The sequence below is a fragment of the Enhygromyxa salina genome (assembly GCF_000737335.2).
Classification (GTDB): domain Bacteria; phylum Myxococcota_A; class Polyangia; order Nannocystales; family Nannocystaceae; genus Plesiocystis; species Plesiocystis salina_C.
Genome location: NZ_JMCC02000006.1, coordinates 1 through 15,487, shown reverse-complemented (window position 1 = coordinate 15,487; position 15,487 = coordinate 1). Strand labels below are relative to the sequence as shown.

The window sequence follows — 15,487 nt, the reverse complement described above, 5'->3', positions numbered from 1 at the left end:
CGCGGCTCAGCCGCCGCGGACCAACCCAAGCAGCAGCGTCCGGACCAGGCGGGCGACCGCGACCTGCGACCGACCCGTGGGATCGATCCCCGGCGCGAGCTCGACGACGTCGGCCCCGACCAGCCCAGGGCCGTTCGTGGGCGCGCTCGCCAGCAGACCCAGCGCGGCCTCGACCATGCCAAAGCGCAGCCCGTCGGGCTCGGGCGTCCCGGTTCCAGGGATGTCCGCCGGGTCGATGCCGTCGACGTCCAGCGTGACGTAGATCGGCAGGTCAGCCGCGAGCAGCTCACGCACGCGCGCGGCCATGGGCTCGAGCGCGGGGGCCAGCAGCTCGATCCGCGGATCGTCGGCGGCGAGCTGATACTCCGTGCGCTCACCCGAGCGGATCCCCCACTGGTGCAGCCGGTGATCCGGCCCCATCCGCTCGCGCAGGCGGCCGAGCACCGTCGCGTGATTGTAGGGCTCACCGTCCCACGCCGCGCGCAGATCCATGTGGGCGTCGACGTGAATGATCTGCAAGCTGGGGTGCCGCTCGAGCGCCCGCTCGACGAAGGGGTAGGCGACCAGGTGATCGCCGCCGATCGCAATCAGCGGCAGCACCGGCAGCGCGTCGAGCTGCTTGCGCAGCGATCGGACCAAGCGCTCACCCGGGGTCGCGCCAGCGACCACGCCCGCCGCCGGCACGTCCACGACCAGATCGCCAAGGTCGACGTACGCGAATTCATCGAGGGAGCGATCGAGCTTGGGGCAGTAGGTCTCGATGCTGTCGGACGCCAAGCGCAGGCCTTCGGGCCCGTCGCTGGCGCCGCTGCGGTAGGTCACCGCGCCGTCGTAGGGGACCCCGATCACCGCCGCAGAGGCCCGCTCCGCCTCCGTGGCCAGACCCGCGCCCAAGAACCGTGTGGTTGCGCCCATGGGGTTCACGGCGTGACCAGCTTCGAGATGAAGTTTGGCAGCATGAACGCGCCCGCGGCCACGGCCGGCGAGTAGTAGCGGCTGGCCAGCGCCGCGGCCCGCTCGAGGTCGACCTGCTTGGGCTCGAGCGAGTCGCTGGCCAGGCAGAACACCCAGCCGCCGCCCGGGTAGGTTGGGATCACGCCGTAGTAGGCGTGGACCTCGTTGAACACGCGGCGGACCGTGGCGAACAGATCACGGACCACCTCGGGCGCGTAGTAGGGCGACTCCGCTTGGGAGCTGATGATCCCGCCAGGCCGCAGGGCCGCCGAGAGATCGCGAAAGAACGCTTCGGCGAACAGCGCCGCGGCCGGACCGATCGGCTCGGTCGAGTCGACCAGGATCGCGTCAAAGCTGTTGGGGTGCTGCTTGACGTAGGCCACCGCGTCCGCGAACACCAACTCCACGCGCGGATCCTGAAGCGCCCCCGCGACCGAAGGAATGTGCTCTTGGCACACGCGGGTGACCCGCTCGTCGATCTCGCACTGCACGACCCGCTCGACGCTGGCGTGCTTGAGCACCTCGCGGACCGAGCCCCCGTCGCCGCCACCCACGACCAGCACCTGGCGCGGGTTGGGGTGGATGCACAGCGGCACGTGGGTCAGCAGATCGTGATACACGAACTCGTCGAGCTCGGTGACCATGACCATGTCATCGAGGGTCAGCAGCCGGCCGTGGCCAACGGTCTCGTGGACCTCGATCGACTGAAACTCGCTCTTCTCTGCGTGCACCAAGCTCTTGGTGTTGATGCCGGTCGCCGAGATGTCCCTGTAGTGCTCGTAGAACCACGCCATGGTGGCGGGGCTTTTAGCCCAGCGCGCCCGGCTGGTCCATGGTCACAGACCTCCGAACCCGCCGACCCACAGGTAGTTCTCGGGCCCGTCACGGACCTCGCCGACGACGACGGTGCCGCTGGGCCCCTCGGCGAGCCCATAGTTGTAGGTCGAGGCCGGGATGATGTGCGTGTTCTTCCACGTGTGCGCCCCGATGCACTGACCTTCGCCGGTCAGGGACAGGTTCGCGACCCAGGCCTCGGACCAGCTGATGCCCTGGCCAATCTCTTCGTTGCGAAGCGACCCGCCGATCGTCAGCAGCCCGGCGTCGCTCACCGCGAGCCCCGCCACGCCCCAGTCCTTGGTGGGCGAATACACGAAGTCCTCTTCGGTCAGCTCCCACCCGAGCTCGCCCGCCGCCGACGCGCGGTGGACCCAAAACCGCCAGATCCCGGTCGACTGGTAGACCGCGAAGTAGACCTCGTTCTCGGGCCCCGCGGCGACGCCAACGGACCGGTGCAGGTGGGCCCCGCCGGTCGCGTGCGGGCTCAGCTGCCACTGCTCGGCGCCGCCTTCCGGCCCGTAGGCCAGCACCACCGCCTCGCGGGTCTCGAAATTCACGCCGAGCTCGCCGCCCACATAGATCGAGCCGTTGGGCGCGACCGAGACCGACGCGCCGCGATCGATCGAGAACCCGCTCATGTCGACGTTGCCCGAGTAGGTCGCCGTCCAGCTTGGCGAGCCGTCGGCGCTGGCGAGCTTGCGGACCCAGATGTCCGAGTCTTGGTCACCCATGCGCACCGTGCCCGAGACGACGATCGTGCCGTCGGGCGCGAGCGCGACGTCCCCGGGCTCGTTGTCACCCGCGAAGTTGCTGACCTCCGTGGTTGTCCAGTCGACGCTGCCGTCGGCGCCGCTGCGCTTCTCGATCCACAGATCCTTGCCGTTGCTGCCTTGCAGGCTGCCAACCACGATCAGGTCGCCCGCGTCGTCCAACACCACGCCAGACGCGAAGTCGACCCCGCCGCTGTCCACCGTCTGACTCCACAGCTGCTCGCCGCTGGGGCTGAACTTGCCGATCCACGCGTCGAAGTTGGCGTTGTCGATCCGCCCGGCGACGACGAACTCGCCGTTTGCGGCCACGTCGACGTCGAAGCCGGCGTGGACCTGGCCGTTGACCTTCATCTGGGTCTGCTCCCACGTCGACGCGCAGGGGCCGTCGCCGTCGCCGTCGCCCGGGTCACCGTCGCCGTCTCCATCGCCTGGGTCGCCGTCACCGTCGCCCGGGTCGCCGTCGCCGTCACCGGGTTCTCCGTCGCCAGTGGTCTCGGGGTTGGCGACGTCGCTGCCGCCGTCGTCGCCCCCGCAGCCGGCGAGCGGGGCGAAGGCGGCGAGCGCCAAGGTTAGGGTCGTGTACTCGATGCGGGCGCGCATGTGGTCCTCGAGTGTAGTCATCATCAAATCAAATCTAGTGATCGAAGCGGCGCGCGATCTGTCCGCGTGGGACCACGGTCGCGACGTCGTTGGAGATTCGCACGATCTCGTCCACCAAGGGCAGATCCGAGTCGGGGACCTCGGCCATGAAGTAGCGGGTCTTGCCGTCGTCGAGCACCCAGCTGGCGGCGGGCAGCTCGTCGATCAGCTCGCCGTCCTCGGCGTAGAACCCGACATAGTCGCTGGTGGTCAGCATCTCCTTGGGCACCTCGCCGGGCGACGTCCACCATTGCTCGAGCCCCGAGGGGTGGACCCAGCCGTGCAGGACTTCGACGAAGGGATCGTCTACGCCGAGCCCCGCCCCGGCCCCCGCTCCCGCTCCCGCCCCCGCATAGTCCCACGACGTCAGCTGCCGCACCTGCTCGTGGACGAGGCCCCAGGTCCAGTCAGACACCCACGCCGGGCTGCAGTAGCTCATGTAGTCCTTGCGGGTGCTGGGGCTGTACCACGCGAAGCTGACCACGTTGAAGCCCCACGCGCCGATGCTGGAGCCGGTGTGCGGGAAGTTCTCGTCGGGGCCGTCGGGGTTGCCGCAGGGCGAGTGCGGCCGGCCCTGGTTGTGGCCAAGCTCGTGCACGATCGTGTCGCGGGTCCAGCCAGCGTCGACCCACAGCGAGGTCGACACCCGCAGATCCCCCGACCCCTTGTAGGGGCCCGGGGTGCCAGGCGCGAGCCCGCCAGCTCCGTCAACGCCGCCCGAGCAAGAGTTGGCGACCGCGTGATAGTACTCGTTGGGCTCGGCGAAGTCGGTGAAGCGCAGGGCGGCCAACCTGCTGTTGATCTGGCTGAGCGTGGTCAGCTGGGTGTCCAGCACCAGCGTCTCCGGGTGGATGCTCATGTGCAAGGTGTGGATCGGGTTCTGCGCGAAGAACCAATCCTGGAAATTCTGAAAGTTCGTATTGATGATGTTGGAGGTGTTGGTGTGGCAATTGCCATAGTCGTACTGAACCGGCACCAAGATGACCTTGGCTTCCATGGGCTCGGTCGTCACACCAATTGGTTGCATCCCACCCGCCGGGGCCGATGGCGAGGCGGTGGATGCCGCGATGTTGTCGTGGCCACCCTCGCCCTCCCACAGCTCGATGAAGAACTCCGCGTCGCCACCAAACTGCTCGGCCGCGAGCGCGAAGGTGATCGGACCGTCGATGCTGCCGGCCGATGGCGGGCCCGAGATGGTCTTGGTCAGCTCGTAGACTTTCAGCTGATTTTGGGTGTTGCGAATGTGCAGCTTGGCCTTGATCGGGCGCGGCTGCCAGCCGCCGGGGATCGTCCAGAACACTTGGATCAGCGTGTTGCGATCCTTGACCAGGCCGCCGGTCCGCTGCTCGACGGGGATCAGCTGACCGCCCGACACAATCTCGATCGCCACAGCCTGGTTGACCTCGACGCGATCGATGGCGATCCCTCCCCGGGCCCAATCAGCCTGCGCGAACGGTACGAAGGGGGGCCCGGGATCGCCGTCGCCGTCGCCGTCGCCGTCTCCATCGCCCGGCTCGCCGTCACCGTCGCCGGGATCGCCGTCGCCATCTCCCGGGGCGGTGTCGCCATCGCCGTCGCCATCCCCGGGGGCGGTGTCACCGTCGCCGTCGCCATCGCCGCTGCTCGTTCCAGCTTCGAGCGCGTCGTCGCCAACGGTGGCGTCGTCACCACAAGCGCTCATGAGTGTCAGTCCAACACACAGGATGGTCCCGCGTCGCATTCGCGCAGATTATCATGTTCACCAGGGATCCCGGCCCCACTGAGGCAGCTGGCGGCTGCACGCCACGACCCACGAGCAATGGCCCCCCCAGACACCCAAACAAGCCGTGGACCTCGCCGACTGCGCACCGGCCGGGAGGGCTCGCCCAAGCAGCCGCCGGGGGGATCGAGACCATCGCCGCCCGGTCCGCGCTGCCGCCCGCGGCCGGCGTGTTGGCATGGCTCGGTTCGGTGTTGGCCATGGCGGCGGCGCTGGTGTTCGCGCCGGGGCGGGGACGCCAAGCCCGAGTCAATGGGCAGGCTGCTCGCAGGCGCGAAGCAGAAGATCGACGGCGCCTTGCTTGGTCTCTCGATCTTGGCCCGACCTTGCTTCGCTTCGCTCATCTCCACATGCGTAGATACGCCGGGTTGAAATGGTCGGGTTTGGTGGACACGGGTGGCGACACAAGCTGCCAGCAATCGGGTTGCGGAGGTCGCCGCGATCGCCAACGTAGTTGTCGGGTTTGTTGGTGTGGGTCGTGGAATTACTGCGGTTTTGGGCGGCGAGGGCTTTGCTCTGGTGTCCGCCCGATGCAGAACCGCCGCCTGACCCTCTCGTGCCTCGCCCTGCCCATGCTCGTCGCTGCTAGCTTCGCTTCGGGGTGCAACGCGCATCCGATCAAGCCTGTCGATCTCGCCAGTAACATCGTGGAGATGGGGGGGCTGCCGCTCGACGTGAACAAGAAGGTTGATGTGCTGTTGGTGCTCGATAACTCGGGGTCGATGGGCGACGAGCAGGCCAACCTCGCTGCCAACTTTGGGCCGTTCATCGATCGGCTCGAGCAGGCGGGGGCGGACTATCGGATTGCGATCACCACGACCGACATCGGGGGTCCGCTGTGTGGCAACACCGCGAACGGCGGCCAGCTGCAGCTGTCTTCGTGCGTCGATCGTCCGGGCACCTTCGTCTCGGCGGTGACCAACGAGGACAAGTTTGATGTGGCCTGTGCGGCCCAGTGCGAGCTCGGTGACGCGGATCTGCAGATTCGGCCAACGTCGATCCGGGCTGATGGCGAAGCGGTCGCGCGCCCGTGGATCGAGAGCTTCAACGGCGTCGACAACCTGCCGACGGGGGTCGAGCCGATCGAGGCGTTTGCGTGCTTTGCCCCCCAGGGGATCAGCGGCTGCGGGTGGGAGTCGCCGCTCGAGGCCACGGCGCGGGCGCTCGACAACATGCAGAACGTGGACCGGCCCGAGTTTGGGTTTTTGCGCGATGACGCGCTGTTGGCCGTGCTGATCGTGACCGACGAGGTCGACTGCTCGTTCAACCCAAGCTTGAAAAACGAGCTGTTCGTCGAGGACACGTTCTATGCGGAGGGGGCCAACAGCGTGACCTCGGCGGTGTGCTGGAACGGCGGGGTGCAGTGCGCGGGCGAGAGCCCCTACGCTGACTGCTGGGACGTGGATCTGGACGCCAACGGGCAGCTGACCACGGATCCTGCGGCGTCGGTCCTGCGACCGGTCTCGCGCTATGTCGAGCTGCTCGAGGGCATCGCCGCGACCAAGATCGGCGGCCGCGAGGTGTTGGTCTCGGTGATCGCGGGGGTGCCTGCCGACTACAACAGCGGCGCGGCGGAGCTGATCTATGCCGACAGCGAGGATCCAAACTTCCAGCGCGACTTCGGGATCGGCGCTGGGTGTGAGAACGAGGTCAATGGCGAGCTCCAGACCGCCGTGCCGCCGGTTCGGCTCGCGACATTCGCCGAGGCGTTCGTTGGCGCGGGCGTGGATGAGGGCCGGCGCAACCTCTACTCGGTCTGCGAGGCCGACTACACCCCGGCGATCCTGGACATCGTCGCCGGCATTGAAGTCGAGCTGCCTCCGGCGTGCTTTCCTGCTTGTGTGCTCGATCTGGACGCGTCTACGGAGGCGCTGGAATTCAGCTGCGACGTGACCCAGAGCGCGGGCGGGCAAGACCAGGGCATCGTCGAGTGTGCGCTCGGGGACAGCGGCTGGGAGCTGCCGGCCGGTGAGGACGCGTGCTGGATCGCCAAGACCGGCGCGGACCTGGCCGAGGCCTGCGTCGCCGAGGATCGCAACCTCGAGTTCGAGCTGGTCCGGCGGCCGGGCGTGGCGGTTCCGGGCGACGTGGTGGTCTCGGCTGAGTGCGAGCTCTCGTCTCGCCCCAGCATTGACTGCGGCGAGGGCTAAGTGAGCCCTGCTAGTCCCAAATCAAGCGCTGAATTGGAAAAGGTGAATGATTTGGGGCTAGCACGAGAGTCGGGGTTAGTTTTCGAACATCTCGTCGACCGGGATCACCGTGACCCGGTCGGCGGAGATCCCAAGCGTGTGCGCGCCGATCAGCTCGTCCTGTGCGAGGACCTCGGGCGGCTTGGTGGAGGGGTAGCTGATCGTCGCTGGCTGGTCGGCGACGATCGCTTCGCGCAGCTGCTGGGCTTCGCCCGTGACGATCACGATCGCCAGGTTGCTGGGATCGATGTGCTCGCGGATCGCCGCGTTGACCTGCTCGAGGGTCATGCTGTCGAGCGCGGCCGCGAAGCGATCGAGGTGGCCCTGCCCGTCGGGCCCGTCGAGCCCGTAGAATTGGTCGTCGATCGCGTAGCCGAGCCGCTGCGAGGTCGTGTCCGCGAAGTGCAGCATGTACTTGCGCAAGAAGTCGCGGGTCAGCTCGAACTGCGCTTGCGTGAGGCCGTGCTCGACGAATAGCTCGAGCTCCCGATGGGCGGCCCGGAGCGCGAAGTGGGCGTGCTCGTTGGGTAGGGTTCGGATCCACACCTGAAACAGCTGCGCGCGGCGAGCGACGTTGGTTGGCGGCATCTGCCGCTGGCCGCCGTTGGGGAACGCCTCGATGTAGCTGTAGTCGCCGTAGTTGAGCCCGCGGGCCTCCCGGATCACCTGAAACAAGTGACTCGAGGAATTGCGATGCTCGCCCAGCCACGAGTTGGCCAGCCACAGCGCGTAAAAGTCTGGCTCGCCGCGGTGGACGTCGATCGGGTGACCAAACGAGATCGACGCGTCGGCGCCAGGCTTGTCGATGATCAGCAGCCGCTTGCCCTCGAGCGGGGCGGGCACCGGAGCTGGCATCGGGCTCGCGCTCGCGGTCTCGGGGAGCGCTTGGCCGCTGGCCTCGAGCGCGTCGAGCTGCGGTTGTTGGTAGCGGCCGCCGATCGCAAACACCACGCGATCGCGGGTGTAGTGGGCCGCATAGAACGCCTTGACGTCGTCGAGGGTGATCGCCTGTAGGCCGGCGACCGTGCCGACGGACGGGTGCGCGTAGCGGGTGCCCTGGAACGTGAGCCACTCGAGGCCAGCCTTGCCCAGCTCTTCGTCCGAGGCGTAGCGCAGGTTCTTTTGCAGGTAGCTCAGCCCCTCGCTGCGCAGCCGCTCGAAGTCCTGCGGATCAAACGCGGGCTCGGTCCACTGTTGGGTCAGCAACGCCGCGAACGCGTCGGCGGTCTCGTGGTGGCTGCGCCCGCTGATCGTCGTCATCTCGCGGTCAACGCCGACGCGCCAGCTCGCGGCCATGGGAAACAACAACTCGACGATCTGCTGCCACGGATGCGACTTGGTGCCGCCGCCCGCGAGCAGCTCGCCCGTCAGCCACGCCAGGCCCTCGCGGCCGACCGGATCATCTTGGCTGCCGACCTGAAACCACGCCGCGTAGGTGACGCTGGGATCCGCGGGGACCGGGAGCTCGACGCTGTGGTTGGCCCGCGCGGGCGGTGGATCGGTGGGGGCTTGGTCTTGGGTGTCGACGACCACGGTCGTGCCGTCGACCTTGCACCCGGGCAGCAGCAACGCCGCCGCCATACAGGTCACTGCCCACGGCGCGCCAGTCCACGAGTGGGACCCCCGACCGGGCGCAGGGCGTCGCTCGAGCTGAATGAATTTTGGCGTGTGCATTAGTTGGCTCCCTTCGCGGCGTCGCCGGCGGGCGGTGACTTGGACTCGCGCAAGATCGCGACGGTGCGGCGTTGTTCAACGAGCCAGCGCCTGGCCGCCTCGCGCACGTCTTCTGGGGTGACGGCGTGCAGGTTGCGGTACAGCACCTCGACCTGACCGAGGTCGCCGGCCGTGCCAATGAAGCGCGCGACCTCGCCAGCGACGGCGCTCGGGGTGTCGAGGCCGAGCAAGTAGTCGTAGCGCATGTATGACTTGACCGCGTCGAGCTTGGCCTGGTCCGGGAGCTGATCGCGGTAGTGCGCGACGGTCTGATCAATGCGGGCGATGACGGGGTCGATGTCGGCCTCATCCTTGATCGTGGCGAGCACGCTCCACAGCTCGGGGTCGCGGTTGGTCGCCGCCCCAGCGACCAGCGACTCGACCCGTTGTTGCTCGAGCTGTAGCTCGCGGTAGATGTCGCTGGTCTGCCCAAACGCGAGCTCGGCGAGGACCAACGACGCCACCCAGATCTTGTCTTCGGGCGCGAACGCGCCGCCCTTGTAGGCGATCCACACCCGCGGCAGCGTGCGGCCTTCGTACTCGACCTCGACGCGCCTCGACTTTTTCTGGACGGGCTCGGCCTTGATCTTGGGCGCGACGTAGCCGGGCTCCCAGGCCCCGTAGTGTTGCTGGATCAGCGCGAAGGTTGGCTCGGGCTCGACATCGCCCGTGACGATGATGACGCAATTGTCGGGGCGATAGTAGCGATTGAAGAAGGTCCGCGAGTAGTCGTATTGCTTGGGCATCGCCTTGATGTCTTCGACGAAGCCCATTGTTGTATGCGCGTAGGTGTGCCTGCTGAACGCCTCGGCGCGAAGCGCCTCGTAGAGCACGAAGAACGGGCTCGAGCGGTTCTTGCGATATTCGCCGTACACCGCCCCGGCTTCGGTCTCGAACCCTGGCTTGGAGTAGGCCAGGTTCATGAAGCGATCTGACTCGATCTCCGCGACGGTCTCGAGATCGTCCTTGGAGATGTCGAACTCGTAGACGGTCATGTCCGCCGAGGTGTAGGCGTTGGAGTCGGCGCCCATTCGGGTGACGATCTCGTTGTATTTTTCGGCTGGGTACTTTTCTGTGCCGCGGAACATCATGTGCTCGAAGAAGTGCGCGAACCCGGTCACGCCCTTCTCGAACTCGTCCCGCGCGCCCGTGCGCACGACCGTGCGATACGAGACCAGACCCTCGCTGGGCGTGGGGATCACCAGCACCCGCAGGCCGTTGGCCAAGGTCTTCTCGTGCCACGGATAGGGGAAGATGTCGCCGGTGTGAGTGACGGCGTCGCTGGCCTCTGGTGGCGTCGCGGGAGGGCCGGCGACGGCTGGCGCTGCCGCGAGCAGCAGGGCCAGCAGTGAAGGGACCACGGTCAAGGGCTTGGCAGGCATGCGAGCGCGGATGATGCCAGATGTTCTCTACCCCCAGCCAGCCAGCCCGACTCGACCCGTGCTCGGCTCTCTTTTTTACCCCCAGCCAGCCCGACTCGACCCGTGCTCGGCTTCGCCTCCGCGCGCGTCGACACCCTCGCTGCGCTCGGGCCCCTTGGTCGGCCTGTCTGGGGGAACGCTTCGCTCTCTTTTTTACCCCCAGCCAGCCCGCTCGACCCGTGCTCGGCTTCGCCTCCGCGCGCGTCGACACCCTCGCTGCGCTCGGGCCCCTTGGTCGGCCTGTCTGGGGGAACGCTTCGCTCTCTTTTTTACCCCCGCTCGACTCATTGCTGATGCTGCAGTTCGCGTCCTGACCACCACAGGCGCTCTTGTTCGGCTTCCCCGCGGACCTCGATGATCATGCCTTGGCCGCGGGCGAGCCCCTCGACGCGCGCGCGTCGATCATCGAGGGGATGCAGGGCCATGCTCACCGGCAGCGGCGGGTGTTCGAGCAGGCCCAGGAACTCGAGGGTCAGGCGGCCATTGATGACACTCAAGGTCGGCTCGCGGATCGTCGAGACCTCGCCGGGGCGATCGATCACTGCCCAGCGGCCGACGCGATCGAGCCACGCGGGGGGGATCGGCGGCGGCGACGGCAAACGCACGCCCCCGCGCCGCGCGACCGTGCCGCGCTCGACGACCATCAAGTGGGCCTCGCCAACGTCGATGAAGCGGATGCGGGCGCCGGGCATGGCTTCGACGGTGCCGGTGTCGACCCCGTCGATCGTCAGGCGACCGCTGCCGACTTTGGCGCGCGACCACACCTCGCCCTCGTGCAAGCCGACCGTCGAGACGCCGACGCTGGTCGCATAGTCGCCGCCGTGCGCCGCAACAAACGCGGCCATGAGCGCCGGCGAGGTCGGGCTGTGTTCGGTGTTGGGGGGCGGCGGCGGCGGCTCGAGCCCGTGCTTTTCTTGCAGGGCCGAGATCAACGTCTCGACCGCGAGGCTCTCGACTGCACGTCCAGCCGTCAGCGAATTGCTGGCCACCGCCACGGCGAGACCGTGGTCCGGTAGCACGATCAGGCGCGCGTGGTGGTAGAAGGTCCGACCGCCGTGCCAGGCCACGCGACCCGCCCAGTCGAGCTCTGCGTGATCGAGGAACCATGCGTAGCCAAAGCTGTGATCGAGATCGAGGGGCAGCGCCTCGTTGTGGCGGGTGAGCATGGCCTCGACCGCGACAGGAGAGAGCAGCTGCGTCCCGGCCACCCGGCCGTTGGCGAGCAGCATCCGGGCGAATCCAGCGAGGTCGAGCACGCTCGCGTGCAGGCCCCCGGCGGGCGCCATTCGAAACTCGGGGTCGAGCCGCGCCTTGCGATCACGGTAGGCTGCGGCGCGCTCGATCGCCGCCAGCCCGCGAGGGGAGTCGTGGGTCGGGAGCAGCACCGGCTCGGGTGGGGGGCCGTCGGAAAAATATGCGGTGCGCATGCCTGCCGGACGCAGCACAGAGTGGGTGACCAACTGCGCGTAGGGCTGCCCGCTTGCGCGCTCGAGCGCAACCCCAGCCAGGGTCATCCCGAGGTTCGAGTAGATGGTGTGCGAGCCGGGCTCGGCGGCGAGCTCGATGCCTTGGATCTCGGCGACGATCTGGTTCCACGGCGGCGCGGCCTCGGACAGACTGTGCACGAACCAGTCCGAGGGTAAGCCAGACTGGTGCGTGAGCAGCTGCGCGAGGGTGATCTCGTGCTCGGCCGCGCCAGCGAGATCGAGCTCGGGGATCAGCTCGGCGACGGTCTGGTCGAGCTCGAGCTCGCCGCGCTCGGCCGCTTGCAAGATCGCGGTGGCGGTGATCAGCTTGGCGATCGAGCCCACGTTGTAGACCGTGCGTGGGCCAGCGGGGAGCCTGGCGTCGACGTCGGCCATGCCCCAGCCGGTTGCCCAGACGATCTCGTCGCCGTCGATCAGCGCGAGAGAGACGCCCGTGACATCGTTGGCGCGCATCAGGTCCGCGGCGAGGCGGGTGATGGTCTCGCGGGTCTCGACGTAGCGGGGGCGATCGCGCTTGGCCTCGTTGGCTTGCGGAGTCCCGGACCCGTTGCAGCCGCCGGGGCCGACGAGGGCCAAGAGCACGACGGCCAGCAGTGCGGTCGGTCGAGCCACTGCGCGCAATGGTAGCGCCTCGCGGGGGGCAGCGTGGCAGCTGTAGATCTTCGCCCGCGCGGTCCGTGGGCGGCGGCTGCAGGCGCGTGGACCTGGGCCGTGCATTCGCGGCACTTGTCCACGAGGGCGCCCGCGAGCGGGCGTAACATCCCGGGCGCGCGGTCCGTCACGACCTCGCGCACGATACCGGCGAGACTGCTCGCCGGACGTGACCCTGGGCTGTTAGCATCGCCCCACGAGCGCCGACATGAGCGACGAAGCAAACGACACTTCACACTCGAAGCACGCGAGCGGGGCCGATGACGGCCGCCGAGGATTTTTGAAGGTAGGGGTGGGGGTGCTCGGCGCCGGACTGGCCGGTGTCGTCGTCGCGCCGGCTCTGCGCGCGCTGCTATGGCCCTTGGCGGAGGGGGTCACGATCACCTCGGGCGGCGAAGACTTCGTCGTTGTCGGCAAGCGCGATCAGTTTGGCGAGACCCCGATCAAGGTCGACATCTACGCGGATCGTGTCGACGCCTGGAACCGGACCAAGAACGTCAAGATTGGATCCGCGTGGGTCGTCGTGATCGAGGGCAAGCTGCACGCGTTCTCGAGCGTGTGTCCGCACCTCGGCTGCGCGGTCGACTACGACGGCGCGACCGGAAAATTCAAGTGCCCGTGTCACGACTCCGCGTTTGGGCTCGACGGGAGCCACGAAGAGGGCCCATCGCCGCGGGGGCTCGATCAGCTTGAATTCGAGCAGCCAAAAGAAGGCAAGCTGGTGGCGATCCGCTACGAGCGCTTCAAGCAGGGCGTGGAAGACAAGGTGAAGGTCTGATGGGCGTCATGGACTGGATCGACGAGCGCACGGGCATACGGGCGCTGACCAAAGAGGCGCTCGACGAGCAGGTCCCGGGTGGCGCTCGGGTTCGCTATGTGTTTGGCAGCGTCCTGACCTACCTGTTCTTGCAGCAGGTCGTGCTGGGGATCCTGCTTGCTACCTACTACAGTCCCTCGGCGAGCGACGCGTGGGCGAGCACGGCGTACCTGCAGGACCGGGTCGCCGGCGGGTGGTTCTTGCGTGGGCTCCATCACCACGGATCTTCGGTGATGGTCGTGGTCACGGTGTTGCACTTGATCCAGGTCGTGCTCGCGGGGGCCTATCGCAAGCCGCGAGAGTTCAACTGGTGGACCGGGTTGGCGATGGGCGGCTTGGTGCTGGCGTTTGCGCTGACCGGGTACCTGTTGCCGTGGGACCAAAAGGGCTACTGGGCGACCCAGGTTGCGACCGGGATCATGGGCACGGTGCCGCTGGGTGACTTGCTGCAGCACGCGCTGCAGGGTGGGGCGCAGTATGGCAACCTGACGATCACGCGCTTCTACGCGCTGCATGTGTTCGTGTTGCCGATCACGCTGGCGGCGCTGCTTGGCGTGCATCTGTACTTGTTTCGCCGCCACGGCGTGACGCCGCCCGCGTCGATGAGCGACGACGAGCTCGCGGCCAAGGCCCAGCCATTTTGGCCCAACCAGCTGTTCATTGACGTGGCGGCGATGGCTGTGACGGGGGCTGTGTTGGTGGCGCTCACGTATCGGACCCACGGGGCGGAGCTGTTCGCCCCGGCTGATCCGGCCTCGAATTTCGTGGCGCGGCCCGAGTGGTATTTCCTGTTTCTGTTTCAGCTATTGAAGTATTTCGAGGGGCCGCTCTCGATCATTGCGACGGTGATCATTCCGGGCGGGGTGGCGACGTTCTTGTTTGCGTTGCCGTTCATTGATCGGGCGGACTCGCGGGCGGTCAAGAAGCGCGGACCCGTGCTCGCGGGGGTTGGGTTGATCATGGGTGGGGTCGTGGTGCTTACCGCGCTCGCGGTCGTGGCTGATGCGAACAATGAGCACTACCAAGAGGGATTGGTGGTGGCGCACGAGGACGCGGAGCGGACCCGGGAGCTCGCTGCGGCAGGCGTGCCGCCGGCGGGTGGGAACGCCGTGTGGGAGAATGATCCGCAATTCGCTGCGATCACCTTGTTCAAGGAGAACTGCGCGACTTGTCATGAGATCGACGGGCGCGGAGGCGAGGAGGCGCCAAGTTTGTCGCATTACAATGATCGTGCGTGGTTGCGGGGGGCTGTTCGTACGCCGCGGTCGGTGGCCTATTTTGGGGGCACCAAGGGGCACACGGACATGGAGGCCTATAGTGAGGCGGACCTGCCGGATGCGCAGCTCGATGCTGTGATTGAGTATCTGTTGCAGCTGCGGGCGCTGGGGGAGGAGACGCCGCAGGCGGTGACGTATGATGCGGAGCTTGCCAAGCGGGGGGCGGCGGTGTGGGAGGAGCTCGATTGCTCGGGGTGTCATGAGGTGGAGAAGGGGGTTGATGGCGGTGGGGCGCCGGTGTTCTGGGGGCGGGGGACTCGGGGGTGGATCGCGCGGGTGATCCGGAACTCGGGGGAGGCGGACCTGTATGGGGAGGGGGCGGAGATGCCGGGGTTTGAGGGGAAGCTGTCGAGCGAGGAGATTGAGGGGCTGGCGGGGTATGTGTTTGCGCTGGGGGAGTGAGGCGCTCTAAGCGCTCTCGCTCTACCTGACCCCTCCCGAAGGTCCTGTCATCCGGCTTTCGCGTACCTGACCCCTCCCGTGTCTTACCTGACCCCTCCCGTGTCTTACCTGACCCCTCCCGAAGGTCCTGTCATGTCTCGCGCTCCGACCCCTCCCGAAGGTCCTGTCATGTCTCGCGCTCCGACCCCTCCCGAAAGTCCTGTCGCTCCGACCCCTCCCGAAGGTCCTGTCATCCGGGTTTCGCGCATGTTTCCACCTACTTTCTTGACCTTCCGACCCCTCCCGAAGGTCCTGTCATCCGGGTTTCACGCACCTCTCTACCTACTTTCTTGACCCCTCCCGAAGGTCCTGTCATCCAGATTTCGCGCATTTTGCCCCGGCCCGAAGGTCCTGTCGCCCGGATCTTGCGCGTGACTGGCGCGATTCCGCCCCGCCTCCGGCATTTACGCGCGGCCAGCGGTTGGTGGGGATTTTTTTCGCGTGAGGGCGAACAACCCTGCAAATCGAAGCTCCGGCGGCCGACAGCCCACCCGTGGCGACTCCACCGCGACCCATCCACGCCGAGCAGACC

Annotated in this window: 10 protein-coding genes; 3 read left to right on the top strand and 7 right to left on the bottom strand. The window is 67.4% G+C overall.

The genetic code is table 11. The annotated features are described in order from the left end of the window. Nucleotides 1-6 precede the first annotated feature (6 nt). The 4 genes from speB to DB30_RS02800 are packed head-to-tail and all read right to left on the bottom strand — an operon-like array spanning nt 7 to nt 4,881. Nucleotides 7-915, bottom strand: a complete 909-nt coding sequence (speB, locus tag DB30_RS02815) for an agmatinase (protein WP_052546410.1) — start codon at nt 913-915, stop codon at nt 7-9. 5 nt (nt 916-920) lie between these two features. Continuing rightward, nucleotides 921-1,748, bottom strand: a complete 828-nt coding sequence (gene speE / locus DB30_RS02810; protein ID WP_052546409.1) for a polyamine aminopropyltransferase — start codon at nt 1,746-1,748, stop codon at nt 921-923. 42 nt (nt 1,749-1,790) lie between these two features. After that, nucleotides 1,791-3,185 (bottom strand): NHL repeat-containing protein, encoded by a 1,395-nt coding sequence (locus tag DB30_RS02805; RefSeq protein ID WP_146657911.1) that lies wholly within the window; start codon nt 3,183-3,185, stop codon nt 1,791-1,793. A 10-nt stretch (nt 3,186-3,195) separates the two neighbouring features. Beyond that, complete coding sequence (locus tag DB30_RS02800; RefSeq protein ID WP_052546407.1) at nt 3,196-4,881, bottom strand: zinc metalloprotease; 1,686 nt, start codon at nt 4,879-4,881, stop codon at nt 3,196-3,198. A 608-nt stretch (nt 4,882-5,489) separates the two neighbouring features. Between DB30_RS02800 and DB30_RS02795 the strand changes: the two genes are divergently transcribed. Beyond that, the gene (locus DB30_RS02795) at nt 5,490-7,109 is read left to right on the top strand and encodes a vWA domain-containing protein (RefSeq protein WP_052546406.1); all 1,620 of its coding nucleotides are present in this window, start codon (nt 5,490-5,492) and stop codon (nt 7,107-7,109) included. A gap of 75 nt (nt 7,110-7,184) precedes the next feature. On the opposite strand, the gene DB30_RS02790 is transcribed toward DB30_RS02795, so the two are convergent. From DB30_RS02790 to DB30_RS02780, 3 genes are all read right to left on the bottom strand, one after another. Then, nucleotides 7,185-8,822 carry a M16 family metallopeptidase gene (locus DB30_RS02790; protein WP_240480150.1) on the bottom strand — a complete coding sequence of 546 codons (1,638 nt, stop codon included), beginning with the start codon at nt 8,820-8,822 and terminating at the stop codon, nt 7,185-7,187. Continuing rightward, nucleotides 8,822-10,243: a M16 family metallopeptidase gene (locus tag DB30_RS02785; protein ID WP_052546405.1), complete on the bottom strand. Its 1,422-nt coding sequence runs from the start codon at nt 10,241-10,243 to the stop codon at nt 8,822-8,824. The genes DB30_RS02790 and DB30_RS02785 overlap by 1 nt, the downstream gene beginning before the upstream one ends. A 323-nt stretch (nt 10,244-10,566) precedes the next feature. Next, nucleotides 10,567-12,381 carry a serine hydrolase domain-containing protein gene (locus DB30_RS02780; RefSeq protein ID WP_052546404.1) on the bottom strand — a complete coding sequence of 605 codons (1,815 nt, stop codon included), beginning with the start codon at nt 12,379-12,381 and terminating at the stop codon, nt 10,567-10,569. 247 nt (nt 12,382-12,628) lie between these two features. Between DB30_RS02780 and DB30_RS02775 the strand changes: the two genes are divergently transcribed. After that, nucleotides 12,629-13,198: a Rieske (2Fe-2S) protein gene (locus DB30_RS02775; RefSeq protein ID WP_052546403.1), complete on the top strand. Its 570-nt coding sequence runs from the start codon at nt 12,629-12,631 to the stop codon at nt 13,196-13,198. A gap of 8 nt (nt 13,199-13,206) precedes the next feature. Then, nucleotides 13,207-14,916, top strand: a complete 1,710-nt coding sequence (locus tag DB30_RS02770; RefSeq protein WP_165703603.1) for a cytochrome b N-terminal domain-containing protein — start codon at nt 13,207-13,209, stop codon at nt 14,914-14,916. Nucleotides 14,917-15,487 lie beyond the last annotated feature (571 nt).